The sequence below is a fragment of the uncultured Schumannella sp. genome, assembly GCF_905479755.1.
Classification (GTDB): Bacteria; Actinomycetota; Actinomycetes; order Actinomycetales; family Microbacteriaceae; genus DCRR01.
On the sequence record NZ_CAJQNT010000023.1, the window covers coordinates 1 to 26,478 of the forward strand.

Annotated in this window: 23 protein-coding genes; 15 read left to right on the top strand and 8 right to left on the bottom strand. The window is 68.9% G+C overall.

Features of this window, described 5'->3' with window-relative positions:
• The first annotated feature begins 146 nt into the window (after window positions 1-146).
• The 3 genes from QZ258_RS06795 to QZ258_RS06805 all read left to right on the top strand — a co-directional run bounded on the left by QZ258_RS06795 (window position 147) and on the right by QZ258_RS06805 (window position 4,969).
• Entirely contained in the window at window positions 147-1,385 is a 1,239-nt protein-coding gene (locus QZ258_RS06795; protein WP_294179932.1) for a sugar ABC transporter substrate-binding protein, read from the top strand.
• A 255-nt stretch (window positions 1,386-1,640) separates the two neighbouring features.
• Complete coding sequence (locus tag QZ258_RS06800; protein WP_294179933.1) at window positions 1,641-2,765, top strand: glycoside hydrolase family 15 protein; 1,125 nt, start codon at window positions 1,641-1,643, stop codon at window positions 2,763-2,765.
• On the top strand, window positions 2,762-4,969 hold the full coding sequence (locus QZ258_RS06805) for a TIM-barrel domain-containing protein (RefSeq protein ID WP_294179934.1): 2,208 nt from the start codon (window positions 2,762-2,764) through the stop codon (window positions 4,967-4,969). The genes QZ258_RS06800 and QZ258_RS06805 overlap by 4 nt, the downstream gene beginning before the upstream one ends.
• On the opposite strand, the gene QZ258_RS06810 is transcribed toward QZ258_RS06805, so the two are convergent.
• Window positions 4,970-6,970 (bottom strand): M3 family metallopeptidase, encoded by a 2,001-nt coding sequence (locus QZ258_RS06810; RefSeq protein WP_294179997.1) that lies wholly within the window; start codon window positions 6,968-6,970, stop codon window positions 4,970-4,972.
• 97 nt (window positions 6,971-7,067) lie between these two features.
• Between QZ258_RS06810 and QZ258_RS06815 the strand changes: the two genes are divergently transcribed.
• Genes QZ258_RS06815 through QZ258_RS06825 form a run of 3 tightly spaced genes read left to right on the top strand, consistent with a single transcriptional unit; the run spans window position 7,068 to window position 9,210 of the window.
• A complete protein-coding gene (locus QZ258_RS06815) occupies window positions 7,068-7,703 on the top strand; it encodes a transcriptional regulator (RefSeq protein WP_294179935.1) in 636 nt (211 codons plus the stop codon).
• Complete coding sequence (locus QZ258_RS06820; protein ID WP_294179936.1) at window positions 7,700-7,936, top strand: hypothetical protein; 237 nt, start codon at window positions 7,700-7,702, stop codon at window positions 7,934-7,936. The genes QZ258_RS06815 and QZ258_RS06820 overlap by 4 nt, the downstream gene beginning before the upstream one ends.
• A gap of 29 nt (window positions 7,937-7,965) precedes the next feature.
• On the top strand, window positions 7,966-9,210 hold the full coding sequence (locus QZ258_RS06825; RefSeq protein ID WP_294179937.1) for a benzoate/H(+) symporter BenE family transporter: 1,245 nt from the start codon (window positions 7,966-7,968) through the stop codon (window positions 9,208-9,210).
• On the opposite strand, the gene QZ258_RS06830 is transcribed toward QZ258_RS06825, so the two are convergent.
• The 3 genes from QZ258_RS06830 to valS are packed head-to-tail and all read right to left on the bottom strand — an operon-like array spanning window position 9,165 to window position 12,447.
• Window positions 9,165-9,395, bottom strand: a complete 231-nt coding sequence (locus tag QZ258_RS06830; RefSeq protein ID WP_294179938.1) for a hypothetical protein — start codon at window positions 9,393-9,395, stop codon at window positions 9,165-9,167. The genes QZ258_RS06825 and QZ258_RS06830 overlap by 46 nt on opposite strands.
• Complete coding sequence (locus tag QZ258_RS06835) at window positions 9,395-9,841, bottom strand: GNAT family N-acetyltransferase (RefSeq protein ID WP_294179939.1); 447 nt, start codon at window positions 9,839-9,841, stop codon at window positions 9,395-9,397. The genes QZ258_RS06830 and QZ258_RS06835 overlap by 1 nt, the downstream gene beginning before the upstream one ends.
• Window positions 9,841-12,447, bottom strand: a complete 2,607-nt coding sequence (valS, locus tag QZ258_RS06840) for a valine--tRNA ligase (RefSeq protein WP_294179940.1) — start codon at window positions 12,445-12,447, stop codon at window positions 9,841-9,843. The genes QZ258_RS06835 and valS overlap by 1 nt, the downstream gene beginning before the upstream one ends.
• 117 nt (window positions 12,448-12,564) lie before the next feature.
• Here valS and QZ258_RS06845 point away from each other — a divergent pair, with 117 nt between their 5' ends.
• Complete coding sequence (locus QZ258_RS06845; protein ID WP_294179941.1) at window positions 12,565-13,290, top strand: flavodoxin family protein; 726 nt, start codon at window positions 12,565-12,567, stop codon at window positions 13,288-13,290.
• A 4-nt stretch (window positions 13,291-13,294) separates the two neighbouring features.
• Here the strand turns inward: QZ258_RS06845 and QZ258_RS06850 are convergent, their stop codons facing one another.
• Together QZ258_RS06850 and QZ258_RS06855 are read right to left on the bottom strand one after the other, a co-directional pair.
• A complete protein-coding gene (locus tag QZ258_RS06850) occupies window positions 13,295-13,816 on the bottom strand; it encodes a hypothetical protein (RefSeq protein WP_294179942.1) in 522 nt (173 codons plus the stop codon).
• 94 nt (window positions 13,817-13,910) lie between these two features.
• Window positions 13,911-15,206 (bottom strand): MFS transporter, encoded by a 1,296-nt coding sequence (locus QZ258_RS06855; protein ID WP_294179943.1) that lies wholly within the window; start codon window positions 15,204-15,206, stop codon window positions 13,911-13,913.
• Window positions 15,207-15,361: 155 nt separating this feature from the next.
• Between QZ258_RS06855 and QZ258_RS06860 the strand changes: the two genes are divergently transcribed.
• The 4 genes from QZ258_RS06860 (at window position 15,362) to QZ258_RS06875 (ending at window position 18,923) form a co-directional block, all read left to right on the top strand.
• Window positions 15,362-15,715, top strand: a complete 354-nt coding sequence (locus tag QZ258_RS06860) for a GntR family transcriptional regulator (protein WP_294179944.1) — start codon at window positions 15,362-15,364, stop codon at window positions 15,713-15,715.
• Window positions 15,712-16,698 carry a DUF1648 domain-containing protein gene (locus QZ258_RS06865; protein WP_294179945.1) on the top strand — a complete coding sequence of 329 codons (987 nt, stop codon included), beginning with the start codon at window positions 15,712-15,714 and terminating at the stop codon, window positions 16,696-16,698. Before QZ258_RS06860 ends, QZ258_RS06865 begins: the two co-directional genes overlap by 4 nt.
• 111 nt (window positions 16,699-16,809) lie before the next feature.
• Entirely contained in the window at window positions 16,810-18,270 is a 1,461-nt protein-coding gene (locus tag QZ258_RS06870; RefSeq protein WP_294179946.1) for a HAMP domain-containing sensor histidine kinase, read from the top strand.
• Complete coding sequence (locus QZ258_RS06875) at window positions 18,267-18,923, top strand: response regulator transcription factor (RefSeq protein WP_294179947.1); 657 nt, start codon at window positions 18,267-18,269, stop codon at window positions 18,921-18,923. The genes QZ258_RS06870 and QZ258_RS06875 overlap by 4 nt, the downstream gene beginning before the upstream one ends.
• A gap of 58 nt (window positions 18,924-18,981) precedes the next feature.
• On the opposite strand, the gene QZ258_RS06880 is transcribed toward QZ258_RS06875, so the two are convergent.
• A complete protein-coding gene (locus QZ258_RS06880) occupies window positions 18,982-19,371 on the bottom strand; it encodes a hypothetical protein (RefSeq protein WP_294179948.1) in 390 nt (129 codons plus the stop codon).
• Window positions 19,372-19,426: 55 nt separating this feature from the next.
• The gene (locus QZ258_RS06885) at window positions 19,427-20,638 is read right to left on the bottom strand and encodes a phosphotransferase (RefSeq protein ID WP_294179949.1); all 1,212 of its coding nucleotides are present in this window, start codon (window positions 20,636-20,638) and stop codon (window positions 19,427-19,429) included.
• Between the two features lie 362 nt (window positions 20,639-21,000).
• Here QZ258_RS06885 and ileS point away from each other — a divergent pair, with 362 nt between their 5' ends.
• The 4 genes from ileS to ndk all read left to right on the top strand — a co-directional run bounded on the left by ileS (window position 21,001) and on the right by ndk (window position 26,469).
• Complete coding sequence (gene ileS / locus QZ258_RS06890; protein WP_294179950.1) at window positions 21,001-24,180, top strand: isoleucine--tRNA ligase; 3,180 nt, start codon at window positions 21,001-21,003, stop codon at window positions 24,178-24,180.
• Window positions 24,181-24,263: 83 nt separating this feature from the next.
• Window positions 24,264-25,568, top strand: coding sequence for a folylpolyglutamate synthase/dihydrofolate synthase family protein (locus QZ258_RS06895; protein WP_294179998.1), 1,305 nt, complete (start codon window positions 24,264-24,266; stop codon window positions 25,566-25,568).
• A 110-nt stretch (window positions 25,569-25,678) separates the two neighbouring features.
• Window positions 25,679-26,047, top strand: coding sequence for a DUF4233 domain-containing protein (locus QZ258_RS06900; protein WP_294179951.1), 369 nt, complete (start codon window positions 25,679-25,681; stop codon window positions 26,045-26,047).
• Entirely contained in the window at window positions 26,044-26,469 is a 426-nt protein-coding gene (gene ndk / locus QZ258_RS06905; RefSeq protein ID WP_294179952.1) for a nucleoside-diphosphate kinase, read from the top strand. Before QZ258_RS06900 ends, ndk begins: the two co-directional genes overlap by 4 nt.
• The last annotated feature ends 9 nt before the right edge of the window (window positions 26,470-26,478 follow it).

The following is a 26,478-nucleotide window of genomic DNA, read 5'->3' on the forward strand; positions in this document are numbered from 1 at the left end:
CTCGGTGGTCAGCGTGCTCCCGATGCTTGCCCTCTATCTGTTCGCCCAGAAGTACGTCATTCAGGGCGTCGCAAGCTCCGGACTCAAATGAGTTCGGTCGCCCACACCCGTCCACATCACATCCCATCGAAGGAGATAGGCAGATCATGAAGAAGACCCTGATGACCGCCGTCGGCATCGCCGGCGTCGCGGCATTGACACTGAGCGGATGCAGCGCGGAGCCCGAAAGCGGCCCTGTCACCATCACGTACACCAACTTCATTTCGAACGGCGGAAATGAAGAGAACCTGCAGGCGATCGTCGACGCCTTCGAGGCCGAGAACCCGAACATCACGGTCGAGGTCACGACGCTGCCCTACGGCGACTACGGCACCGCGCTGCAGACCGACCTTGCGGCCGGCACCGAGAGCGACGTCTTCGACATCGAGTACTCGAACTACGCGCAGTACCAGGCGAACGGCGTTCTCGCGCCGATCGAGGTCGCCAACGCGAGCGCCTACAAGGCGTCGCTGCTGGAGGCATACGCCACCGACGGTGTGCAGTACGCGCTGCCGAGCTCGTTCTCGGACGTCGTGCTCTACTTCAACACGGAGCTCTTCGACGCTGCCGGCCTCGACTACCCGACGCAGGACTGGACCTGGGCCGATGAGAAGGCCGCCGCCGAGGCGATCACCGACCAGGACGCCGGCATCTGGGGCGACCACCAGCCGGTGAGCTTCTACGAGTACTACAAGGCGCTTGCCCAGAACGGCGGCGAGTTCTTGAACGCCGACGGCACCGCGGTCGCGTTCAACTCGCCCGAGGGCATCGAGGCGGCCGAGTGGCTCGTGGGCAAGAGCGGCACCGTGATGCCGACGATCGAGCAGGGCCAGGGCACGGCCGATTTCGACACCAACCTCTTCAAGGAGGGCAAGCTCGGCATGCTGCACAGCGGAATCTGGATCTTCGGAGCCCTCGCCGACGTCCCGTTCGAGTGGGACATCGCGGTCGAGCCGGGTAACACCCAGCAGGCCAGCGCCGTCTTCTCCAACGCCATTGGCGTGAGCGCGAACTCGGAGAACGTCGAGGCCGCCGGCAAGTGGGTCGAGTTCATGACCTCGTCCGACACGATGGTCGACATCCGCCTCGAGTCCGGCTGGGAGCTCCCGCCGATCTCGGACGACGCGAAGCTCGCGACCTACCTCGAGCAGGGCGCGCCGGCGAACCGTCAGGCCGTGTTCGACTCGCTCGACGGCATCGCACTGCCCCCGGTGGTGGCCAACGGCCAGGCTGAGATGCAGGACATCATGGGCGAGGAGCTCATCGAGGCGCAGGCCGGTCGCAAGACGGTCGAAGAGGCCCTCGCGAGTGCCGAAGAGCGCATCAACGCGGTCATCGGCGGCTAGCACCCCGCTGGTCGAGTAGCCGCACTGCCAGTCCCGCTGGTCGAGTAGCCGCGAAGCCAGTCCCGCTGGTCGAGTAGCCGCGAAGCGGCGTATCGAGACCGAGGCTCCACAGGGTCTCGATACGCCGCCTGGGGCGGCTACTCGACCGGCACACTCGCTCGTCTCGATACGCCGCCTGGGGCGGCTACTCGACCGGCACCCCGCACCACCTGAAATGTGTTCGACCGCCCACCTGATCCAAAGGATCTCCCCGTCATGACTCACGCCCCGGCTCTCGCCGACCGCGACCAGTTGGCCGCGATCGCCGAGCAGGGACGCGCTCTCATCCTGTCCCTTCAGGACGCGAGCGGCGCCTATCCCGCGAGCCCCACCTTTTCGGCCTATCGCGGGTACTCCTGGTTCCGCGACGGAGCGTTCATCGCCGACGCGATGTCCGCCGTGGGCGAGCGCGATTCGGCGTCGTCGTTCTTCGACTGGTGCGCGCGCATGCTGACCGATCGCGCCGCCGAGGTGCGGCGCATCGTCGCGGCCGCGGATGCGGGAACCCCCGTCGGCGACACTGACATGCTGCCGACGCGGTTCACGCTCGACGGCCGCGAGGGCGACGACGACTGGTGGGACTTCCAGCTCGACGGCTACGGCCTGTGGTTGTGGGCCCTCGCCGAGCACGTCCGGCGCCACGACCTCGACCCGACGCCGTGGCTTCCTGCGGTCGAACTCACGATCGACTACCTGGCGAGCTCATGGCACCGCCCCTGCTACGACTGGTGGGAAGAACACGTCGACCAGCACCACATCTCGACGCTCGGCTGCATCGCCGCGGGGCTACGCGCGGTCGACTCCTGGACCACGCTCGACGCGAGCGCGGCGGCGACGGCCGCGGAGACCGCGGCGACCGTGGACGGGTTCATCCGCGCCGAAGGCATCCGCGACGGTCATCTCGTCAAATGGGTCGGCAGCGACGCGGTAGATGCGAGCCTCGCCTCGCTCATCGCCCCGCTCAACCTGATCGACGCGACGACCCCGCTCGGTGCCGCGACGCTCGCCGAGCTGGACCGCCAACTCGTGGTCGACGGAGGCATGCACCGCTTCGTGGCAGACACCTACTACGGCGGAGGCCAGTGGCCGCTGCTGAGCTGCTTTCAGGGGCTTGCCTGGCTTCGCGCCGGCGAGCGCGACCGTGCTGTCGAGCTCTTGCGCTGGACCGCCGGGACGGTGCGCGAGAGCGGCACCATGCCCGAGCAGGTCGCCGACCACCTGAACGACCCCACGATGGTCTCCGAATGGATCGACCGGTGGGGAACGAGCGCCGACCCGCTGCTGTGGTCGTACGCCATGTACCTTCGTCTCGCCCTCGAACTCGGAGTTGTTGACCAGTGATCCGCCACCGTCCCTTCGGCTCCGGCCACCCGTACTCGGTCGACACCGACCAGCGTCACCCCGTCGACCCGGTCGCGGGGGAGGCCCTCCAGCTCGGCGTGCGCTCCTCGCCGGGCGTCACCGAGGTCGCGCTCGAGTGGGAGCGCGACGGCGTCGCGCAACCGACGATTCGCCTCGAATCGGTCACCCGTCGTGACCGCGGGCAGGTCGTCGATGGCGGTCACCTGGCCTCCGCCCAGGCGCGTCTGGCGCGCCGCTCCGGCGGCTGGCGAGTCGAGCTCGACGGCCTGCGCGAGGGCGAGACGCTGCGCTACCGTTTCACCGCCCCCGGCGAACGCACCCGCTGGTTCGAGGCGCGGGTGAGCGCCTGGAGCGACGGCGCGACCGCACTTCGCGAGGTCGGCACGCCGCGGGTGGTGGCGGGCTCGGCGCGCACGCTCGGTGACGGCACGACGGTGCACCGCATCCGATTCGCCCTGCCGCTCGCGCCGGGGGAGCGCGTCGCCGGTTTCGGTGAACGCTACGACGCGCTCGACCAGCGCGGCACCGAACTCGATTCGGTGGTCTTCGAGCAGTACAAGTCGCAGGGTGCCGAGCGCAAGACGTACCTGCCGATGCCGTTCGCCCATGTGGTCGGCGGCGCAGGCTGGGGCTTCCACGTGCGCACCAGCCGCCGCGTCTGGTTCGACGTCGGGGCCTCCGACACGTCGCTGCTCTGGATCGAGGTCGAGACCGACGCCACCGGCGAGCTCGAGATCGCGTTCTACGACGGAACCCCGCGCGAGGTTCTCGCGGCGTTCCTGGCCGAGGCGGGCCAGGCCGAGGAGCTTCCCGCGTGGGTGTTCCGGCTCTGGGCGAGCGGCAACGAGTGGAACACCCAGGCCGAGGTGATGCGCCAGATGGATGCGCACCGCGACCACGACGTGCCGGTCGGCTCGGTCGTGATCGAGGCCTGGAGCGACGAGAGCACGTTCACAACCTGGCGCGACGCCCGTTCGACGGTCGCCGACGGCGCCGAGCCGAAGCGCTTGGCCGACTTCGAGTTCCCCGCCGACGGTGCGTGGCCGGATCCGAAGGGGATGACCGACGAGCTGCATCGCCGCGACATCCGGCTGCACCTGTGGCAGATTCCCTTGCTCAAGATGCGTCCGCATCCCGCGGAGCAGTTGAAGGCGGACGCCGAGGCGGCGATCCGCGACGGCGTGCTGATTCAGGAGCCCGCACCCGACGGCTCGCTGCGGCCGTACCGGAACCGCGGCTGGTGGTTCCCGCTCGGGCTGATGCCCGATCTGACGGACGCGCGTGCGGCCGAATGGTGGACCGAGAAGCGCCGCTACCTCGTCGAGGAGGTCGGCATCGATGGCTTCAAGACCGACGGTGGCGAGCACGCCTGGGGCCGCGAACTGGTCTACCTCGACGGCCGCCGAGGTGACGAGAAGAACAACACCTTCCCCGTCCACTACGCGAAGGCCTACGGCGACCTGCTCCGCCGCTCGGGCAAGGCGCCCGTCACCTTCAGTCGCGCCGGCTACACCGGAAGCCAGGCGCACGGTGCGTTCTGGGCGGGCGACGAGAACTCCACCTGGGAGGCGTTCCGCTGGTCGCTGTTCGCCGGCCTCAACGCCGCCTCAAGCGGAATCGTCTACTGGGGCTGGGATCTCGCCGGCTTCAGCGGCGACATCCCGACCGCGGAACTGTACTTGCGCTCGGCGGCGGCGGCGACCTTCGTGCCGATCATGCAATACCACTCCGAGTTCAACCACCACCGCACGCCGTCGCGCGACCGCACGCCGTGGAACATCGCCGAGCTGACCGGCGACGCGCAGGTCATTCCGGTGTTCCGGCGCTTCGCGAAGCTGCGCGACAAGCTCGTGCCGTATCTCGCCGAGGAGACCCGTCGCGCCCTGTCGGTGGGCGAACCGCTCATGCGGCCGCTCTACTTCGATGCGCCGAGCGACCCCGCCGTGCGGGAGCACCCGCTGCAGTGGATGCTGGGCGACGCGATCCTGGTCGCGCCGATCGTCGACGAGGGCTCCGAACGCGCCGAGGTGTACCTGCCCGCCGGCGAGTGGGTGGATGCCTTCACCGGCATGGACGTCGCGGGCGGTCGCGTCGTTGAGCGTTCGACGCCGATCGACGAGTTGCCCGTGTACGTGCGGGCGGCGGAGTGGGATCGTCTTCGCGAGGTGTTCGCGGCCGAGTGATTAGCCGAGGCCGCGGCGCTCGAGCAAGGGCTCGATGACGGCGTCGCGGCCGCGGAACTCACGGTAGGCCTCGAGCGGATCCTTCGAGCCGCCCACGCCGAGCACGAGACGGCGGAAGGTCTCGCCGTTGGCGCGCGTGAGTCCGCTGTTCTCGTGGAACCACGCGACCGTGTCGGCGTCGAGCACCTCGCTCCAGATATAGGAGTAGTAGCCGGCGTCGTAGCCGCCCGCGAAGATGTGCGCGAAGTAGGTGCTCGAGTACCGCGGCGGGATCGCCGGATTGTCGAGCCCGGCCGCGGCGAGGGCGGTGGCCTCGAACTCGGCGACGTCGGTGACGGCGTTCGCCTCCTCGGGGCTCAGCGTGTGCCAGGCCTGGTCGAGCATCGCCGCGGCCAGGTACTCGCTCGTCGAGAAGCCTTCGTTGAACTGCTCCGAGGCGTGCAAGCGCTCGACGACGCCCGCGTCGATCGGCTCGCCGGTCTCGTAGTGCTTGGCGTAGTTGTCGAGGACCTCGGGCCAGAGCATCCACATCTCGTTGACCTGGCTCGGGTACTCGACGAAGTCGCGGTAGACGTTGGTGCCCGCGAGTTTCGGGTACGTGACCCGCGCGAACATCCCGTGCAGGGCGTGACCGAATTCGTGGAAGAGCGTGGAAACCTCGTCGAAGGTCAGGAGCGTCGGTTCGCCCTCGGCGGGCTTCGGCACGTTGAGGTTGTTGGTCACGACGACCGGCTGCCCGAGGAGCGAGTTCTGCGAGACGAGGGAGTTCATCCACGCCCCGCCGCGCTTGCTGTCGCGCGTGTAGAGATCCAGAACGTAGAGCCCGACGGGGGAGGCGTCCTCGTTTTTGACCTCGAAGATGCGCGCGTCGGGGTGGTAGTTCGCCAGGTCTCGGCGTTCGTGGAAGGTGATTCCGTAGAGCCGGGTGGCGGCGTAGAACACGCCGTCCTGCAGCACCCGTTCGGCTTCGAACCAGGGGCGGAGGGCGGCCGTGTCGACGTTGTAGCGCTCCTGGCGTTCCTTCTCGGTCCAGTAGGCCCAATCGGCCGCGCCGACCTCGCCGCCCGCCTGGCGTTCGAGTGCGGCGTGCTCGGCCTGCGCGTTGCGCGCGGCGGCCGGGGCGAGCCGGGTGAGCATGTCGGCGACGGCCGCGGGGGAGCCGGCGGTCTCGTCCGAGGTGACGGCCGCGGCGTGGTTCTCGAACCCGAGCAGGACGGCGCGTTCGGCGCGCAATCGCACAATCTGGAGCACCAACTCGCGCGTGTCGTGCTCACCCCCGCGGATGCCGCGCGCGCGTGAGGCCTCCAGGAGCCGCGCGCGGGTCTCGGGGCTCGTGAGGTCGGAGAGCGCCGGCTGGCCGGTCGGCAGGATGAGGGTGAGGAGGTAGCCCTCGAGCCCGCGCGACTTGGCGGCCTCGGCGGCCGCCGAGATCTCGCCCGCCGAGAGGCCGTCGAGGTCGCTCGCGTCCTCGATGTGCACGGCGAGATCGTTGGTGTCGGCAAGGAGCGCCTTCTCGAATCGCGTGGTGAGCGTCGAGATCTTCTGGTTGAGTTCGCGCAGTCGGGTCTTGGCCGTCTCGTCGAGCCCCGCTCCGGCCTGCGTCATCTCGACGTGCCAGCGCTCGACGAGGTAGCGCTGTTCGTCGGTCAGAGGTTCGTCGCTTTCGTGCACCGCGGTGATCCGGGCGTAGAGCGCGTGGTCGAGCATGATCGCGTCGTGGTGTTCGGCGAGCTTCGGCGCGAGCTTCTCTTCGAGTTCGTTGGTGAAGTCGCTGGAGTGCGACGAGCTGAGGTGGAAGAAGACGTGGGAGACGCGCGAGAGCGTCTGACCGCTGCGCTCCAGCGCTTCGAGCGTGTTGGCGAAGGTGGCGGGCTCGGCCATGTCGGTGATCGCGGCGAGTTCTTCGAGCTGCGCGGCCATTCCGAGTTCGAAGGCCGGTTCGAAGTGCTCGTCCCGGATGTCCGCGAAGGGCGGGAACGCGTACGGAAGCAGGCTGGGCATCAGGAACGGATTGCTCACCTCCTCAGCCTAGACGCGGAGGACGAACGGGTGCAAAGAAAATCTTGCAAAGAACACTCTGCAAAGGTATCTTTGCAATATGACCACCGATCGCACCCCACGCACCCTGGACGTGAACGACCTCAAGGCGCTCGCGCATCCGCTGCGGGTGCAGCTGCTCGATGCGCTCTCGACCTATGGTGCGGCGACGGCGAGCGGATTGGCGGATCGCCTCGGCGAGTCGAGCGGAGCCACCAGCTACCACCTGCGCCAACTGGAGAAGCACGGCTTCGTGCGAGAGGTCGAAGGCAAGGGGAGCGCCCGCGAACGCTGGTGGGAGCGCGTTCCCGGGGGGATCATGCTCGACGCGACTCGCTTCGAGCGGGAATCCCCCGAGCGCGCGGCAACCGATCTGCTTCTCGGGGAATGGGAACGCAACCGACGCCGACTGCTCAGCGACTTCCTGTCGCGCGGGGACTCCCTTGGTCATGACTGGCTCGACGCGAGCACGCTCAACACGACCAATTTGCGCCTCACCGCGGCGCAGACCGCCGACCTCAACGATGCGCTCGCGACCGTGATCACCGAGTACGCCGATCGCTACCGCAATCAGGATGTGCCGGGCTCGCGTCCGGTGCAGCTGCAACTCAATCTGTTCCCCGTCGTCGACGGCGCTCCCAGCCCGGAGCTCACCGAGAGCGACAACCTGCGTGCGCCGAAGGAGCCGAGGTCATGACCACCCAACCGATCACCGTGTTCGCCCCCGTCGTGCTGCGCACGTCCGGCGTCCGCCGACCGGGACTGCGCCGCCTCGCCGTGCGCCTCGGCGTTGCGCTCGTCAGCTGGGGGCGACGCGACGTGCGTCCGGCGACGCGCGACCAGATCCTCGCGCGCCGCGCCGCCGAGCTGCAGCTCGAGGCGACGCGCCGGCAGGGGCTGTTCCTGGCCGCCGACCACGGGCCGCGCTGAGCGACGCGGGCGGAGGCTACATTGTGGGAATGCAGACTGCTCCGCCCTCCGGCGCGTCGCGGCGGATGAGCGACCTCGGGCATCCGATCGCCGCGGGCGTCATCGCCGCCGTCACCGGATTTGCCAGTTCGTTCACGCTGGTGATCGCCGGGCTCGTGGCGGTCGGCGCGACTCCCGCGCAGGCGGCCTCGGGGCTCTTCGCCCTGTCGCTCGGGCAGGGGCTGCTGTGCATCGTGATGAGCGTCGCATTCCGGCTTCCGTTGGCCTTCGCCTGGTCGACGCCGGGCGCCGCGGTGATGATCGCGGCCGGCGGGCTCACGGGCGACTTCGGAAGCGCCATCGGGGCCTTTCTGGTGTGCGCCGCCCTGTTGCTGCTCACCGGCGCCTGGCCCGCGCTCGCGCGTGCGATGACGCGCATTCCCCCCGCGATCGGCAGCGCGATGCTCGCCGGGATCCTGGTGCCGATCTGTTTGGCACCGGTGCAGGCGGCCGTGGAGATGCCGGTGCTGGCGCTTCCCGCCGTGCTGGTCTGGGCGCTGCTCGCGCGGCTCGCGCCGCGCTGGGCCGTCGCCGGCGCCGTGATCGCCACGATCACGGCCATCGCGGTCTCGGGGCGGGCGAGCGGATTCGGCGAGTACTCCCTGGCTCCCACCTTGGAGTTCGTCGCCCCCTCCTTCGATCCGCTCGTGATCGTCAGCCTGGGCGTTCCGCTGTACCTCGTCACGATGGCGGGGCAGAACGTTCCCGGCTTCGCCGTGCTGCGCACCTTCGGCTACCACGAGCCGCCCGCACGAGCGATTCTGCTCGGCACCGGTGCCGCCTCGGCCGTCACGGCTCCGTTCGGCGGCTACGTGCTGAACCTCGCGGCGATCACCGCCGCCATGATGGCGGGGCCCGACGCACATGCGGATGCGCGCCGCCGCTGGATCGCGACCCTCACCTGCGGCGTCGCCTACCTGGTGCTCGCCTTCGGCGCGAGCGCGGCGAGCGCGCTTGTTGCGGTCGCCCCGCCGATCCTCATCACGGCGGTCGCGGGCCTCGCGTTGTTCGGCGCGTTCGGGTCGTCGATCTCCGATGCGCTCCGCGAGCCCGCCCGCCGCGTTGTCGCCGTGTTGACGTTTCTCGTGGTCGTCTCCGGCGTCACGATCGTCGGAATCGGCTCCGCGTTCTGGGGCCTCGTCGTGGGCGCGCTCGCCTACCTGTGGCTGGTGTTGTCGCGTCGCCCGCGTCAGTCGGCGGCCGACACGGTCGCCGCATCCGAGACCGGGTCGTAGCGAATCGTCGTGCCGTCGTCGAGCTCGACGACGGGTCGGCCCTCCAACCAGGTGAGGGTCCAGCGCCACGCACTCGTGTCGAAGGAGGCGACCTCGGCCTCGACCTCGGCGATTGCCGCGGTGACGGCGGACGGAAGCGTCGCGGGTGCCGTGGCGCCGACGCTCCAGCGCGTTCCGAGCTGCATCAGAATCTCTTCTCGTAGGTGACCCAGGTGGTGCGGGTGGCCACCCGGTCGTAGACCCGCTGCGCCGTCTCGTTGTCGGCAGCCGTGATCCAGCGCAGGGTGCCCGGTTCGCCCGCCTCGTGCGCGAGCGCGGTCAATGCCTCGATGAGTGCCGTGCCGACGCCGGCGCCGCGGGTTGCCGGGTCGACGTAGAGATCGTCGAGATACCAGTCCCAACCGCCGGTGAAGGTGTCCGGATGCCGCCGGTAGTGGGCTAATCCGACGAGCGTGCCGCCGTCCTCGGCGACGATCGCGTCGACGCCCGACCCCGGTGTGAGGAGGATCCCGCCGACCCGATCGAGCAGTTCTTGCGAGAACTCGGTCTCGTAGAACACCCCGTAGGCGCGGAACAGTTCGCGCCAGGCGGGGAGGTCCTGCGCCGCAAGCTCACGGATCTGCACCGACATCAGGACTCCGGCTGCTCCGCGAGCACGATCTCGGTCACGGCGACCTCCTCGGCCTCGACGAGCGTCAACTCGGCGATGCGGCCGACGGCACGGAGATCGTCGACCGCCTCGGCCAGCATCGCCGGGCCCGCGAGCACGGCCGAGAGGACCTCGGTCTTCTGCGAGGCCTTGGCGTCGGTCTTGGCGCGCCGGATGCCGATGAGCGCGGCGCTCACCTCCGACAGCAGGCCGCGCGCGGTGCCGAATTCGGCCAGTTCGGCAGCCTCCGGCCAGGCGGCAGCGTGCACTGAGCTCGCGTGGGTCCAGCGCCACACCTCTTCGGTCGCGAACGGGATCACCGGGGCGAGCAGGCGCAAGAACACGTCGATCGCGAGGCGGAGCGCCGCCACCGCGCTCGCCTGGGGTGCCCCGGCGCCGGTGTACGCGCGCTCCTTGACGAGCTCCAGGTAGTCGTCGCAGAAGGTCCAGAAGAACTGCTCGGTCACCTCGAGGGCCCGCGCGTGGTCGTACTCGCCGTACGCCTTCGTCGCCAGGCGCACCACCTCGGCGAGCCCGGCGAGCATGTCGCGGTCGAGCGGCTCGGTGATGGCGCTGGTCTCGATACGGCACTCCGGGCCTACTCGACCGGCATCCAGCGGGAACGAGTACACGAACTTAGAGGCGTTCAGCACCTTGATCGCGAGGCGACGCCCGATCTTCATCTGCTTCGGGTTCTGCGGGTCAAACGCCGCGTCGGTGCCGAGGCGCGAGCTGGCCGCCCAGTAGCGCACCGCATCCGAGCCGTGCTCCTCGAGCAGACCCGCGGGGGTGACCACGTTGCCCTTCGACTTCGACATCTTCTTGCGGTCGGGGTCGACGATGAAGCCGGAGATTCCGGCGTTCTTCCACGGCACCTGGCCGTGCTCGAGCTCGGCGCGCAGCACCGTCGAAAACAACCAGGTGCGGATAATGTCCTGGCCCTGCGAGCGCAGCGCGTAGGGGAAGACCAGGTCGAACAGCTCGGGATCGCGTTCCCAGCCGCCCGCGATCTGCGGGGTCAGGCTGGAGGTCGCCCAGGTGTCCATGATGTCGAGCTCGCCCTCGAAGCCGCCCGGCACGCCGCGCTGATCGGCGGTGTAGCCGGCCGGAACATCGCTCGACGGGTCGACGGGAAGCGAGGCCTCGTCCGGCACGATCACGCCTGCGCGCTCGCCCTCGGCGTCGAGCTCGTACCAGACCGGCAGCGGCACACCGAAGAAGCGCTGACGCGAGATGAGCCAATCGCCGGTGAGGCCGCCGACCCAGTTCTCGTAGCGGACGCGCATGAAGTCGGGGTGGAAGTCGATGCTCTTCCCGGCGGCGAGCAGGCGCTCCTTGAGGGCCTCGTCGCGCGCGCCGTTGGAGATGTACCACTGGCGGGTCGACACGATCTCGAGCGGCTTGTCGCCCTTCTCGAAGAACTTCACCGGGTGGGTGATCTTGCGCGGTTCGCCGTGCAGGTCACCCGATTCGGCGAGCAGTTCGACCATGCGTGCTTTGGCGCTGAAGACGGTCTTGCCGGCGAGTTCGGCGTAGGCGGCGCGGCCGGCGTCGCTGAAGAGCTCCTCGGCCGGCGCCTCGGCGATCAGCCGACCGTCGCGCCCGATCACGGTGCGGTTCGGCAGATCCAGTTCGCGCCACCAGATGACGTCGGTCACGTCGCCGAAGGTGCAGATCATGGCGATTCCCGAGCCCTTGTCCTGCTGGGCGAGGCGGTGGGCGACCACGGGCACCTCGACGCCGAAGACCGGCGTCGTCACGGTGGTGCCGAACAGAGCTTGGTAGCGCTCGTCATCGGGATGCGCCACGAGAGCCACGCACGCCGGCAGCAGCTCCGGGCGAGTGGTCTCGATCTCGACCGTGCCGCCGTCGGGCTTGTGGAACGACACGCGGTGGTAAGCCGCGGGCTGGTCCTTGTCTTCGAGCTCGGCCTGGGCGACCGCGGTGCGGAAGGTCACGTCCCACAGGGTTGGGGCATCCGCCTGGTACGCCTCGCCGCGGGCGAGGTTTCGCAAGAACGCGCGCTGCGCGGTGGCGCGCGAGTGCTCGTCGATCGTGCGGTAGGTGAGCGACCAGTCGACGCTCAGCCCGAGCGTGCGCCACAGGTCTTCGAACTGCTTCTCGTCTTCGACGGTGAGCCGTTCGCAGAGCTCGACGAAGTTGCGGCGGCTGATCGGCTGCTGGTCGGCGGCCTTCGTGCTGGTGCCGTCGCCGCCGTCGTGCGGGGGAGTGAAGTCGGGGTCGTAGGGCAGCGTCGGGTCGCAGCGCACGCCGTAGTAGTTCTGCACCCGGCGCTCGGTGGGCAGCCCGTTGTCGTCCCACCCCATCGGGTAGAACAGGTGCTTGCCGTTCATGCGCTGGAAGCGCGCCGCGAGGTCCATGTGCGTGTAGCTGAAGACATGGCCGATGTGCAGGCTGCCGGAGGCGGTCGGCGGGGGCGTGTCGACGCTGAAGACCGCGTCCTTGCCCGCGGCAAGCGCGGCGGTGCGATCGAACCGGTGAGTGCCGTCGGCCTCCCACGTCTCGCCCCACTTGGCTTCGAGGCCCTCGAGCGCGGGCTTGTCGGGAATGGGGGCGCTGGCGTTCACGCGGACTCCGGTTCGATATCGGCGGCACCGAGTCAATGCCCCGAATCCGGGGCGAGGTGCCTGAGTGTGAGGTGTGATCCCAGTCTACCGACTCGTCCTGAGGGGTACGGTCAGCCCATGGCCGCCGTCACGCCTCCCGCTCGGTATGACGATCTGCACGCCGTGTTCGTCAACTGCACGCTGAAGCGCAGTCCCGAGATCAGCAACACGCACGCACTGATGAAGCGCAGCATCGCGCTCCTGCAGTCGCAGGGCGTGTCGGTCGATCAGATCCGGCTCGCCGATCATGACGTCGCCGAGGGCGTCTACCCCGACATGCGCGAGCACGGTTGGGAGTTCGACGAGTGGGTCGACCTCTGGCCGCGGATCAAGGAAGCCGACATCCTGGTCCTCGGCACCCCGATCTGGCTGGGCGAACCCTCCTCGGTGTTGCGGAAGTTCATCGAGCGGCTGTACGGGATGAGCGGGGAACTCGCCGACAACGGGCAGTACGTGTACTACGGCAAGGTGGCGGGCCTGGTGGTGACCGGCAACGAAGACGGCGTCAAGCATTCGGCGATGTCGACGCTGTACAGCCTGCAGCACATCGGATACACGATTCCGCCGGCGGCCGATGCGGGCTGGATCGGTGAGGTCGGGCCGGGGCCGAGCTACCTCGATGAGGGCTCGGGGGGCCCGCAGAACGACTTCACGAACCGCAATACGACGTTCATGACCTGGAACCTGCTGCACCTGGCCCGCATGTTGAAGGATGCGGGAGGGATTCCCGCGTTCGGCAATCTGCCGGAACAGTGGACGCGGGGCGAGCGCTGGGGGTTCTCGGCGAATCCCGAATACCGCTGAGTCGTTATTCGCTGACCACGATCGTGTCGCGGGCGATGACCTCGGAGCCGAGGAAGACGGCAATCGAGTACTCCTGCCACCCGTTGACCTGACCGCACTGGTAGTCGACGGTGATGGTGCCCACGGCCGACAGGTTCGTTTCGTAGGGTTCGGTGTCCGCCGTCTCGGTACCGATGCCGAATGACACCGTCGTTCCCGCCGTGTCCCAGGTGAAGGTGAGGGGGACGGATCCCCCGGCGGTGCAGTTCACTTCGGTCGTCGAGCTCTCGAAGCCGCGAATCGGGGACGGCGGCAGCGTCGGCTCGGCGCTGACCGTCGGGGTCGGGGTCGCGCTCGGGGTGGTGCTCGCCGAGGGCGTGGGAGTGGGGGTGGGCGTGGGGGTCGCGAGCGGCGCGCTCGAGCCTTGGCCGCCGGAGAGTAGCACCACGATCAGAACGATGACGGCGACGACGAGCAGGCCGGAGAGCGCTAGCAGCGCGACGACGAGCCGCGAAGGCCGTCGCCGTTCCTCGACATCTGTGGTCATTGTCGTCCGCCCGTGGTGTCCGCCCGAACGTGGCGGGGCGCACGGGCCCCGCCACGAGTTCTGAGCGTCACTCTAGGCGCCGATCTGGCCCGCCTCAAGCAGCGGGGGCCTCGTCACGATCGACCCGGATGCGCTGCGCGATGAGGGAGCTCACGAGCGTGATCGCGGCGAGGGCCGCGAGCACCACTCCCGGGTGCCACCAGGCCTGTTCCGTCGCCGCGCCGAGCGCCCCGGTGAGGGTCGGAACGAATCCGGCGACGACCGCGGCGAGGGCATAGGCGAAGCTGAGCGCCGAGTAGCGGTAGCGCTCGTGGAACAGCTCGGTGAAGATGCCGCCGAGGGCCGCCCAGCTCATGGTGGGGAGAATGCCGCCGATGATCATCATCGCGACGAGGAACTCGAAACTCGAGAACTGCAGCACGTAGTAGATCGGGAACGCGACGAGCAGTGTGCTGAGGGCACCGATCGCGACGACGCGTGCCGAGCCGATGCGGGTGGCCCACCAGCCGAACAGCGGGATGGTCACCAGCTGCAGCAGTCCGCCCGCGGTGGTGGCGATCAACAGCTGGTAGTAGTCGTAGCCGAGGACGCCCGCGCCGTAGTTGAGCGTGTAGGTGTTCATGAGCGAGTACGACCCGATGCCGAGCAGGGCGACGCCGATGGCGACGAGGATCGTCAACGGCTGCGCGCGCAGGAGCGCGGCGAGCGGGACCTTGGGGCGCAGCCCGCGCTCCTTCACGGCCGCGAAGACGGGGGTCTCGGTGACGGCGAGGCGAAGGTACAGCGAGACGGCGAGCAGCGGGATCGCCGTCAGGAACGGAACCCGCCACGCCCACGCCACGATCTCGGGGGCGCTCAGGCTGAGCGTCAGCCAGAGGAAGGCGGTGGCGGCGAGGATCGAACCGATCGGGGAGCCGAGTTGTGGCATCGCGGCGGCAAAGGCGCGCTTCGCGCGGCTTTCGTGCTCGGTCGCGATGAGCACGGCGCCGCCCCATTCGCCGCCGAGCGAGACGCCCTGGGCGACGCGCAAGGTGACAAGCAGGAGAGCGCCGAGCCAGCCGGCCTGGTCGAAGGTCGGCAGCACGCCGATGAGTCCGGTGGCGACGCCCATGACCGTCACGGTGACGATCAGGGTGGTGCGGCGGCCGAGCCGGTCGCCGAGGTGGCCGAAGATGATGGCGCCGAGTGGGCGCACGACGAACGCGATGCCGATCGTGGCGAGCGCGGTGAGGTTCGCTCCGACGGGGCCGAGCGGTTCGAAGAACAGCGGTCCGGCGAAGAAGGCCGAGAAGTAGGCGAAGAGGTAGAAGTCGTACGACTCCAGGGAGGTCCCGACGAGCGAGGCCCAGCGGGCTTTCCGCGCGGTGCGGGGGTCGGAGGGAGCGATCACGGAGGCACGAAGGCTGTCCGTGACCGACGGGGACGTGGTGGGCACTTTGCCACGAGTTTCGTTGGTCACAAGTCCTGAAGCGTAGTGCCGCGCACGCCGTCGCGCCGGACGCCGCCCCATTTGTTCTATTAGTAATAGAAATATATGCTGACGGCATGCTGTTTCGGATCGACCCCTCCTCGGCCGTGCCGCTGTTCGCGCAGCTCGCCGGGTCGGTGCGCGGGGCGCTTGCGCGCGGCGAACTCTCCGAGGGCGATCGTCTGCCGGCGGCCCGGGAGGTCGCGACCGCGCTGGACATCAACATCCACACCGTGCTGCGCGCCTACCAGGAGCTTCGCGACGAGGGTGCCGTCGAGCTTCGGCGCGGACGCGGAGCCGTCATCACGGCGCACGCCTCCGCGCGCACCGACATCGCCCCCGCCGTTCGCGATCTCGTCGCCGCCGCGCGCGACGCCGGGATCGGGCGCGAAACCCTTGTCTCGCTCATTCGAGAGGAATACCCGTCATGACCGCTCGTTCCGCGACTTCGTACCGTGTCGTCATCGTCGCGCTGGGGGTGCCCCTCGTGCTGGTCGCGATCGGGCTCGTCCTCGTCTCGGCGTGGGCTCCGGAGCTTCCCACCACCGTTGCCACGCACTGGGGCTTCGACGGGGTCGACGGTGTCGGACCGCTCTGGACGATCCCGATTCTGCTCGTCGTGGTCGGCATCGGCGTCCCGGGGCTCCTCTACGGAGTGCTCGCCGCCGCCGGGGGTCGTGGCGAGTTCACCCTCGTCCACAAACTGCTCGCGACCGTCGCGCTCGCCGTCTCGACGCTCATTGTCACGGTCGGGGTGGGCTCGCTCTGGCTGCAACGCGGCCTGCTCAGCGCCTGGGATGCGGGAGACATCCTTCCCGTCATGGGGATCGGCGCCGCCGCCGCGCTCGTCGCGGGATCAGCCGGGTGGTTCGTGCTCCCCGCTGCCTCCCCGGTGAACACGCAGTCGGGGCACGTCGCGACGCCGTTGGTCGTCGGCGAGGGGGAGCGGCTCGCGTGGGTCGGCGGAACCCGCCTCAGCAGACCGCTCGCGTTCGCGATCATCGCGGCGGTGCTGTTGGCGGCTCTCGCCGTCGGAACGGCTGTCATCGCCAGCGGGGGCGCGCTCGCCGCGCTGTTCGCCATCCCGGTGCTGCTCCTGCTCGCGGTGCTCGCGACGCTGCACTTCACGGTGCGGGTGGATCAGCGCGGCCTCACCGCCACGGGGGGCGTCGGCTTTCCGCGGTTCCGGGTTCCGCTCGAGACGATCGAGAGGATCTCCGTGGTGCAGGTGAATCCGCTCGCCGAGTTCGGCGGCATCGGCATCCGCCTCGGTCTCGACGGCCGATTCGGCATCGTTCTGCGGCGCGGGGCTGCCCTGCAGATCGAGCGACGCGGAGGCCGCACCTTCGTCGTCACGTGCGAGGACACCGAGACGGCGGCGCGCGTGCTCGCGACCCTGCACACGGCGGCCTGACGGCGAGCCCGACTCACGGTGAGAGACCTCTCACCGTCCCGGCTCGAGCGGCGTCTACTCGTCATACTGAGGGGCATGGTCACGCGCGCACGGAGAAGTCGGCCGTGGTCAGTGCGAGTCCGCATCCTCACCGCGATCCTGGCCGTCGCGGCCGTGGGACTGACCTTCGCCGGAGGCAGCGCGTACCTCTTCGAGCGGACGCAGGCCCTGGGCGAAATCGATCAGAGACTGCTTGATCGTGTGAGCGCGGTGCGCCTCATCGTCGCCGAGATCGATGACGTGGCCGTCGGCGTCGCGGACGAGCCCGATGAGTTCCGGACTGCGGCGCCCGAGACGACGGAGTCCCCCTCGGTGACGATGCGCTCGGTGCTCGATGCGGTCTTCCGGACGGTGATTCCCGGGAGCAACGAGAGCGCCGTCGGCCTGATCGATGACTCCGCCGCGGTGATCCCCGGGATCGCACTCGACTTCCGTCTCGATGATCGGGCGGGGTTCATCGAGCTCGCGGCCGCGGAAGCCGCCTCGCGCGAGGTGCGAACGGGGGACGCCGAGTTCTCCGATCGCACGATCCGCTACGTGGTCGTCCCGATCTCGATCGCCGAGAGTTCGACGATCGGCGCATTCGTGGCGGCGATCGATGTCAGCGCGGAGCTCGCCGTCGTCGACTCCACCTTCCGGATCTACGCCGTCGTCGCGGCCGCGACTCTGGCCGCGATCGCCCTCGTCGGTTGGTTCGTGGCGGGGCGTCTGCTTCGACCGCTGCGTGGTCTACGTGACGCGGCGTCGCGCATGACGGCGACGGAGTCGGCGGAGCGGATTCCGGTGACCGGCGACGACGATGTCTCCGAGCTCGCGCGAACCATCAACGACATGCTCGATCGCCTGGCCGAGGCGACGCGCACGCAGCGCCGTCTCCTCGATGACGTGCGGCATGAGCTGAAGACACCGCTCACGATCGTGCGCGGGCACCTCGAACTGCTCGATTCGAGAAACCGTGAGGAAGTCGACACCGTGCGCGCTCTCGCGATCGACGAATTCGACCGGATGAGCGAACTCCTCGATGCGCTCGCGGTTCTCGCCGACATCGAGCGTGACGCGCGCGTGCTCGAACCCATCGACATCGACACTCTCACCCTCGACGTCTTCGCCAAGGTGTCGGTGATCTCTGGACACGAGTGGGTGCTCACCGCCGTCGCCTCGGCGACGGCTCGAATCGATCGCGCACGCATCACGCAGGCATGGCTTCAGCTCGCGGACAACGCGGCGAAGCACTCGCCGCAGGGGACCAGGATCGAGCTCGGGAGTCGGATCGTCGGCGACACCGTCGAGATGTGGGTGCGCGATTTCGGTGCCGGCGTCCCCCGCGGATTCGAGGAGCGCATCTTCGAGCGGTTCGGCCGCGCCGATGCCGGACGAGGCGTCGAGGGTTCCGGCCTCGGCCTTCCGATCGTCCGAGCGATCGTTGACGCGCACGGAGGGCGGGTCGCACTCGACTCCTCGCCGCGCGGCGCCAGATTCGCACTGGTGGTGCCGTTGATCCTTCAGCCCGACGTCACGGAGGTGACTTTGTGAGCAGGATACTGATCGCCGAAGACGAGGTGCGGATCGCGACCTTCGTCGACAAGGGCCTCGCCGCAGCCGGGTACACGACGACCGTCGTCGTGAACGGGCGCGCGGCGCTCGACGCGGGCCGGTCGAATGAGTTCGATCTCATCCTTTTGGACATCGGCCTTCCCGAGTTGGACGGGCTCGAAGTCCTTCGAGCGCTCCGCGCCGACGACGTGCGCACGCCGATCATCATGCTGACCGCGCGAACAGGTGTCGCTGACACGGTCGCTGGGCTTGATCTGGGCGCAAACGACTACGTCGCGAAGCCCTTCCGATTCGACGAATTGCTGGCGCGAATCCGCTCCCGGTTACGCGACACGGGGGCTCGCGAGGCAACCGTCCTCAGACGCGGCGACCTGGAGCTCGATCTGCGGTCGCGACGTGCGACGCGTGCCGGAGTGCGCGTGGAGTTGTCGGCGCGCGAGTTCGCGCTTGCCGAAGAGTTCTTCCGGAATCCGGATCAGGTGCTGAGCCGGGAGCAGCTGCTCAGTCGCGTTTGGGGCTTCGACTTCGATCCCGGAAGCAACGTCGTCGATGTGTACGTCCGCTACCTGCGCAACAAACTCGGCGCCGACGTCATCGAAACCGTACGGGGCATGGGATACCGGCTCCCGTGAGGGCGCTCGGGAGGAACGACTCGGCTGCCGGCGTTCCTCACGAGCTCCCGGGGCGGACTCAGTCGCTCGACTCTGCGCTCTGCGGAGACTCCGGGCTTTGCGGCGACTCGACGCTGATCGGCGAGGCGGGGCTGACCGGCGAGGCGGTGCTCAGCGCAGAGACCGCGCTCACCGGCGACTCAGGCGAGGCGGTTGAGACCGGGGACTCCGACGGTTCCGGGTCCGGCGTGGACGTCTCGGTCGGGGTCGGAACGGAGACGGCGGACAAGGTACTGGGAATGTCAGACGTCGGCCGCACGTCGTCGGCGCTGATGCCGATGAGGCTCGACGCGACTCCGGTGGTGACGAAGTTCACGGCATTGGCTGCGCTGACGGCGTTGAGGGCCGCGACGCCGAGACCGAGAACTGACGCGGCGCCGACGACTGTCCACTTGCGTGTGCTGTTCATGAGATTTCCCCCTGTGATGTGACGGACGCGACCGGTGCCGCGACATCTCTGACTCTCACGCCTCGAGGTGAGAAGACGAAGAGAGGGGGATGAGAGGCATCTCATCTGGTGCGTCAAGCAGGTGTTCGGCGATGTCCACGGCGTCGCTGATCGGGATCGCACCGGACAGCGCGTGACCGAGGAGATGCGTCGCGGCGACGGCCACGGCGCGCTGCGCTCGTGGACCGCCCACTCGGCGGGGATGCAGCATGGGCAGAAGCGCCAGCGCGGCGTCGCGCCGGGGGGCGTCGTCCGACGATGCGCCGCGATATGCGGTCGACACCAGGTGAGCCCAGATCCCGCCGTCATCGTCGGCCGGATCGCCGACACCTCCGGTATCCAGGTCGAGCACACCGAGGGCAGCCCCGTCGGGATCCATGACGACTTGGCCGAGGTGGAGGTCGCCGTGGATGGTCGTCAGCTGCGGTGGGGTGTCGGCGATCGTCGTGGCGATCGAGGCACTGAGACGGGCGAGCCGTCCCGCAAGCGCGGCGTGACGGCTGCTCAGACGATCGCGGTACCACCCCGAGCGCGAAGCGAGGGAGCGGCGAGCCGGCGCCTGCTCCGGAGCGCTCGCGATGCGAGACCGCAGGTCGTCGAGCAGCGAGACGAGGTGGTCCAGATCCGTGAGCCGCGGAAGCAGATCCGCCACGGGCGCTCCGACGAGTGGTGCCAGGGCGATCAGTCCCTCGGCGGACCAGCCGAGCGACGCGGGAACTCGGATGCCGTGGCCGAGCCAGCGGTCGTGGCGTGCGGCGATCGCCTCGGCCGCCCCGGGCGGAACCACTTTGAGGTAGACCGTGACCTCTCCCGAGCGCACGCGGACAGCCGCCCGGCGGTGCGGTCGGTACGACAGTGTTCGCACCTCGGTTCTGGGTCCCGGGTCGAGGCCCATTCTCGCGAGCAGTACCCGAGCCCCGTCGGGGTGGCCGGCCGCGGCGAGCGTTGGCAGCGACGCATCGTGGGGAAACTCCCACACGTCGAGCGTCTCGCCGCCGTCATCCGCAACGCGCACCACCCCGGGCGGAGCGGCGGCGGCGGGATCGGCGGGTTCGACGTACACGAAGTGGGTTGAGCCGGTGCCGTCGGAGCTCTGAGCGAGGACGCGGTATCCGCGCAGGTCACCGCGCGTCCCGGTGTCAAGGGAGAGCAGCTCGACCTTCGACACCGTCGAGCCGAGGTGGTCGAAGACGGCGATGAGAGCGTCGGCATCGGGCGCGGTGCTCACTGAATCTCCGTGCCCTCCCATCGCCCCATTCTGCGGCACCCGCGGCGTCGCGCGCGTGCAGATGAGAGGCGTCTCACGGAGCGCTGAGGTCGGTCGAACCAGTACGATGGTGGGAGCGACTTTGATCCGGCCATCACCGGGGAGTTCCGGGAAGAACGCGTTTCGGCGTCAGTAGAACCCGGCGGGTCAGCCCGTCACAGCGAGCAAAGAGCGGCGGAGGCGTTTCGCCGGTCGAGTCGCGGCGAAGCCGCGTATCGAGACCACGACGCGCCCCCGCAAGCGAGGTGGTACCGCGGTTCCTGTTCGTCTCGAATGGGCGCCGTCCTCGTGGAGAGATCGACCCGCCACGAGTTGAGGACCAGATGCCGTACCCCGCGATCCCCGCCTCCCCGGACTTTCCGGCCATCGAGCAGGGCATCCTCGCCTTCTGGAAGGGTGACGACACCTTCCGCGCCTCCGTCGACCAGCGTGAGGGCTGCGACGAGTGGGTCTTCTACGACGGCCCGCCGTTCGCCAACGGCCTGCCGCACTACGGACACCTGCTGACCGGCTACGCGAAGGACCTGTTCCCGCGCTATCAGACGATGCGCGGCAAGCAGGTGCACCGCCGCTTCGGCTGGGACACGCACGGCCTGCCCGCCGAGCTTGAGGCGATGCGGCAGCTCGGCATCACCACCAAGGACGAGATCGACGCGATGGGCGTCGAGGCCTTCAACGCGAAGGCGCGCGAGTCGGTGCTGCGCTACACGGGGGAGTGGGAAGAGTACGTCACCCGCCAGGCGCGCTGGGTCGACTTCGAGAACGACTACAAGACGCTCGACGTGAGCTTCATGGAGAGCGTGATCTGTGCCTTCAAACAGCTTCACGAGAAGGGCCTCGCCTACGAGGGTTTCCGTGTGCTGCCGTACTGCTGGAACGACGAGACCCCGCTGTCGAACCACGAACTGCGGATGGATGACGACGTCTACCAGATGCGTCAAGACCAGTCCGTGACCGTGACCTTCCCGCTCGTGGGGGAGAAGGCGGAGGTGCTGGGTCTCACCGGCGTCAACGCGCTCGCCTGGACGACCACCCCGTGGACCCTGCCCACGAACTCGGCGCTCGCCGTCGGTCCGGAGATCGAGTACGCGCTCGTGCGCAGCGCTGACGGCGCGCACGAGTACCTGCTCGCCGCCGACACGGTCTCGGCCTACGCGAAAGAGCTCGGTTATGACTCCACCGCCGAGATCGAGGTCGAGCGCACCGTGCGCGGCGCCGAGCTCGACGGCGTGCAGTACGACCGGCTCTGGGACTTCTACGTCGACGTTCCCGGCATGGAGAACGCCTGGCAGATTCTGGTGGCGGACTATGTCGCCACGGGCGAGGGAACCGGCATCGTGCACCAGGCGCCCGCCTACGGTGAAGACGACCAGATCGTCTGTGCCGCCGCGGGCATCCCCGTCGTGCTCTCGCTGACCGACAGTGGCCGATTCCTGCCCGAGGTCGCGCCGGTCGCGGGCCAATTGTGGTCCGACGCGAACAAGCCGCTCGTGCAGCTGCTGCGCGCCGAGGGGCGCCTGTTCCAGCTGAAGAGCTACGAGCACAGTTACCCGCACTGCTGGCGTTGCCGCAATCCGCTCATCTACAAGGCGGTGTCGAGCTGGTTCGTGCGTGTGCCCGAGTTCAAAGGCCGGATGGGCGAGCTCAACCAGCAGATCAACTGGGTGCCCGAGAATGTCAAGGACGGCCAGTTCGGCAAGTGGGTCGCGGGAGCGCGCGACTGGTCGATCAGCCGTAACCGGTATTGGGGCAGCCCGATTCCGGTCTGGAAGAGCGACAACCCCGAGTTCCCCCGCGTCGATGTCTACGGCTCGCTCGCCGAGCTCGAGGCCGACTTCGGCACGCTGCCGCGGAACGCCGCCGGCGAGCCCGACCTGCACCGCCCGTTCATCGACGAGCTGACCCGCCCGAACCCCGACGACCCGAGCGGACAGTCCACGATGCGGCGCATCGAGGACGTGCTCGATGTCTGGTTCGACTCCGGTTCGATGCCGTTCGCCCAGGTGCATTACCCGTTCGAGAACGCCGAATGGTTCGACTCGCACAACCCGGCCGACTTCATCGTCGAGTACATCGGGCAGACCCGCGGCTGGTTCTACACGATGCACACGCTCGCCACGGCGCTGTTCGACCGTCCCGCGTTCAAGAATGTGATCAGCCACGGCATCGTGCTCGGCAACGACGGGCAGAAGATGTCCAAGAGCCTGCGCAACTACCCGAACGTCTCGGAGGTCTTCGACCGAGACGGGGCCGACGCCATGCGCTGGTTCCTGATGTCGAGTTCGGTGATCCGTGGCGGCAACCTGATCGTGACGGAGGAGGGCATCCGCGCGGGGGTGCGCGAGCTGCTGCTGCCGCTCTGGAGCACCTACTACTTCTTCACCCTCTACGCCAACTCTGCGGGCGATGACGGGTATACCGCGGCCTGGCGCACCGACTCGACGAACGTCCTCGATCGCTACCTGCTCGCGAAGACCCGCCAGCTCATCGTCGACACCACGAACGACCTCGACGCGCTCGACAGCCCCTTCGCGGCCGCGCGCCTGCGCGACTTCGCCGACGTGCTGACCAACTGGTATGTGCGGCGCAGCCGCGACCGGTTCTGGGACGGCACCGACACCGCCGCGTTCGACACCCTCTTCACGGTGCTCGAGACGGTCACGCGCGTGGCGGCCCCGCTCATCCCGCTGGTCTCGGAGGAGATCTGGCGCGGGCTCACCGGCGGCCGCAGCGTGCACCTGGAGGACTGGCCCGACGCGAGCGCGTTCCCCGAGGACGCGGCGCTTGTCGAGACCATGGACCGCGTGCGCGAGATCGCCTCCGCCGGTCTGGCGCTGCGCAAGGCGCGCCAGTTGCGCGTGCGCTTGCCGTTGGCCCGGCTCACGGTCGTCAGCGACGCCGCGGCGGGGCTGGCCGACTTCACGGAGATCCTCGCGGACGAGCTGAACGTCAAGGAGGTGACGCTCGAGCCGCTTGTCGAGTCGAGCCTCGCCGACTTCGGGATCACCCGGCGCCTGAGCGTCAACGCCCGCGCCGCCGGTCCGCGACTCGGCAAGCAGGTGCAGCAGATCATCCGCGCCGCCAAGGCGGGCGTCTGGACGACCGACAGCGAGACGGTCGTTGTCGACGGAATCCCGCTCATCGAGGGGGAGTTCGAACTCGAACTCGAGGTCGCCGATGCCTCCAACGCGATCGCGTTTCTTCCCTCGGGCGGCTTCGCCCTGCTCGACACGACCGTCACCGCCGAACTCGCGGCGGAAGGCCTGGCGCGTGACGTCGTGCGGGCGGTGCAGCAGGCCCGCAAGGACGCCGGACTCGAGGTCAGCGACCGCATCACCTTGACCCTCGGCGCCGACGCGGCCGCGTTCGAGGCGATCACGGCGCATCGAGAGCTGATCGCCGCCGAGACGCTTGCCACCACCGTCCGGACCAACCAGGCTGGAGACGGAACCATTGCCGTCGGCGACGGGTCCACGATCTCGATCGGAGTGGAGCGCGCGTGAGCGACGACACCAGCAACGAAGCCGCCGCGGCCGACGAGTTCGACGACGAGTTCGCCGACGATGCCGCGGAGGTCTACCGCGAGCTGCTCGGTCGCATCGGCGAGGCGAACCCGCAGCCGCGGCTCGAGCCGACGCGTCGCGCGGTCGAACTGCTCGGTGATCCGCATCGCGCGGCCCCGGTCATTCATGTCACCGGCACGAACGGCAAGACCTCGACGGTGCGTATGATCGAGTCGATTCTGCGCGCGACGGGCCTGCGCACGGGGCTGCTGACGAGCCCGCACCTGGTCCGGGTCAACGAGCGCATCGTGATCGACGGCCGTCCGGTGTCGAACGAGGCCTTGGTGCGCAACTGGGCCGACATCGCCCCCTACCTGGTGATGGTGGATGCGGAACTGGTCACCGCGGGCGAAGAACCGCTCACCTACTTCGAGGCGCTCACCGCGCTCGCCTTCGCGATCTTCGCCGACGCCCCCGTCGACGTGATGGTGCTCGAGGTCGGAATGGGCGGCGAGTGGGACTCCACGAACGTCGCCGACGGTCAGGTCGCGGTGTTCACCCCGATCGCGTTGGACCACCAGAACCGCCTGGGTGACACCATCGCCGAGATCGCGCGTACCAAGGCCGGCATCATCAAGCCGTCGGCCTCGGTCGTGAGCGCGATGCAACCGATCGAGGCGTTGGACGAGTTGCTCGAGGCGAGCGAGCGATTCGAGGCGACGCTCGCGGTCGAGCGCCGCGACTTCGCGGTGACCTCCACGACGGTCGCCGTCGGCGGTCAGCTGGTGAGCGTGCGCGGACGCGCCGCCGAGTACGCCGACCTCTTTCTCCCGCTCTACGGGGACCACCAGGCGCAGAACGCGGCACTCGCGATCGCGGCGGTCGAGTCGTTCCTGGGGGATGCGACGGTCGCGCTGGATGCTGACGTGCTCGCCGAGGGGCTTGGCACGGTGACGTCGCCGGGTCGGCTGCAGCTGGTCGGCGTCGAACCCACCGTCCTCGTCGATGCGGCGCACAATCCGCACGGTGCCGCCGCGCTGGCGGCGGCGCTGCGGGAGTATTTCGATTTTGACGAGTTCGGCATCGTGCTCGGCGTGCTCGGCGACAAGGACGTGCACGGCATCGTCGAGGAGCTCTCCCCGGCTTCGATGCGCTTCTTCGTGACGCGCTCGCACTCCGATCGCGCGATCTCGGTAGAGGACCTCGCCTCGCGTGTCGTCGCCGTCGTGGGTCGCGACGGGGTCACGACGCATGCGGAACTCGGCGGAGCGCTGGATGCGGCCCGCGGCTGGGCGAGCGAGTCGCCGCGTCGCGCGGTCGTCGTCGCGGGCTCGATCACGCTCGTCGGCGAAGCGATCGAGCTCGCCGAGACGGGAGCCTGGAAATGAGCGCGCCGAGTAGCGCGCAGCCGGACAACAGCCGGTCGAGTAGCGCGCCGCCGGCTAACAGCCGGTCGAGTAGCGCGCAGCGCGTATCGAGACCCCGCCGCTCCCGCGGCGTGACCGAGGCCCTCCTCACGATCGTCCTCAGCCTCGAAGCGTTCTTGATGTTCTTCGTGACGCTCGTCGCCTTCGGCCTGCGCTGGCTCGAACCCGTCGTGGCCTTCGCCGGCGGCGGTGCGTTCCTCGTCGTCCTCGTCGTCGTGGCAGGCCTCCAGCGCTTCCGCGCGGGCGTCGTCGCGGGCGCCGTCCTGCAGGTCGCCCTGATCGCCACCGGATTCGTTTCCCCCGTGCTGTTCGCGCTCGGCGCGGTCTTTGCGGGCATCTGGCTGTGGGCCTTCCTGCGGGCGCGCGCGATCGAAAAGGCGCGCGCCGACTACCTGGCCACCCATCCCGAGATCCCCACCTCTGAAGGAGAAGCAACGTGAGCAGTGAAACCGTGCAAGAGACCCTCGTCCTCGTCAAGCCCGATGGCGTCGCGCGGAACCTGACCGGCGAGATCTTGCGCCGCATCGAGGCGAAGGGCTACCAGGTGGTCGACCTTCGCATGCTGACGCCCGACCGCGAGCTGCTCGCCGCGCACTACGCCGAGCACGAGGGCAAGCCGTTCTACGAGCCGCTCATCGAGTTCATGCAGTCGGGCCCGGTCGTGGCGATCCGGGTGGCAGGCAACCGCGTCATCGAGGGTTTCCGTTCGCTCGCCGGCACGACCGACCCGACCCTGGCGGCGCCCGGCACGATCCGCGGCGACCTCGGTCGCGACTGGGGCCTCAAGGTTCAGCAGAACCTCGTGCACGGCAGTGACGCTCCCGAGACGGCGGCGCGCGAACTGGCGCTCTGGTTCAGCTGAGCCGCGCGC

What these genes read in the sequence shown, in the direction of transcription:
- QZ258_RS06795 (WP_294179932.1), top strand. Translation starts at nt 147, where the DNA reads ATGAAGAAGACCCTGATGACCGCCGTCGGCATCGCCGGCGTCGCGGCA.
- QZ258_RS06800 (WP_294179933.1), top strand. Translation starts at nt 1,641, where the DNA reads ATGACTCACGCCCCGGCTCTCGCCGACCGCGACCAGTTGGCCGCGATC.
- QZ258_RS06810 (WP_294179997.1), bottom strand. Translation starts at nt 6,970, where the DNA reads ATGCCCAGCCTGCTTCCGTACGCGTTCCCGCCCTTCGCGGACATCCGG.
- QZ258_RS06815 (WP_294179935.1), top strand. Translation starts at nt 7,068, where the DNA reads ATGACCACCGATCGCACCCCACGCACCCTGGACGTGAACGACCTCAAG.
- QZ258_RS06820 (WP_294179936.1), top strand. Translation starts at nt 7,700, where the DNA reads ATGACCACCCAACCGATCACCGTGTTCGCCCCCGTCGTGCTGCGCACG.
- QZ258_RS06825 (WP_294179937.1), top strand. Translation starts at nt 7,966, where the DNA reads ATGCAGACTGCTCCGCCCTCCGGCGCGTCGCGGCGGATGAGCGACCTC.
- QZ258_RS06830 (WP_294179938.1), bottom strand. Translation starts at nt 9,395, where the DNA reads ATGCAGCTCGGAACGCGCTGGAGCGTCGGCGCCACGGCACCCGCGACG.
- QZ258_RS06835 (WP_294179939.1), bottom strand. Translation starts at nt 9,841, where the DNA reads ATGTCGGTGCAGATCCGTGAGCTTGCGGCGCAGGACCTCCCCGCCTGG.
- QZ258_RS06845 (WP_294179941.1), top strand. Translation starts at nt 12,565, where the DNA reads ATGGCCGCCGTCACGCCTCCCGCTCGGTATGACGATCTGCACGCCGTG.
- QZ258_RS06850 (WP_294179942.1), bottom strand. Translation starts at nt 13,816, where the DNA reads ATGACCACAGATGTCGAGGAACGGCGACGGCCTTCGCGGCTCGTCGTC.
- QZ258_RS06860 (WP_294179944.1), top strand. Translation starts at nt 15,362, where the DNA reads ATGCTGTTTCGGATCGACCCCTCCTCGGCCGTGCCGCTGTTCGCGCAG.
- QZ258_RS06865 (WP_294179945.1), top strand. Translation starts at nt 15,712, where the DNA reads ATGACCGCTCGTTCCGCGACTTCGTACCGTGTCGTCATCGTCGCGCTG.
- QZ258_RS06880 (WP_294179948.1), bottom strand. Translation starts at nt 19,371, where the DNA reads ATGAACAGCACACGCAAGTGGACAGTCGTCGGCGCCGCGTCAGTTCTC.
- ileS (WP_294179950.1), top strand. Translation starts at nt 21,001, where the DNA reads ATGCCGTACCCCGCGATCCCCGCCTCCCCGGACTTTCCGGCCATCGAG.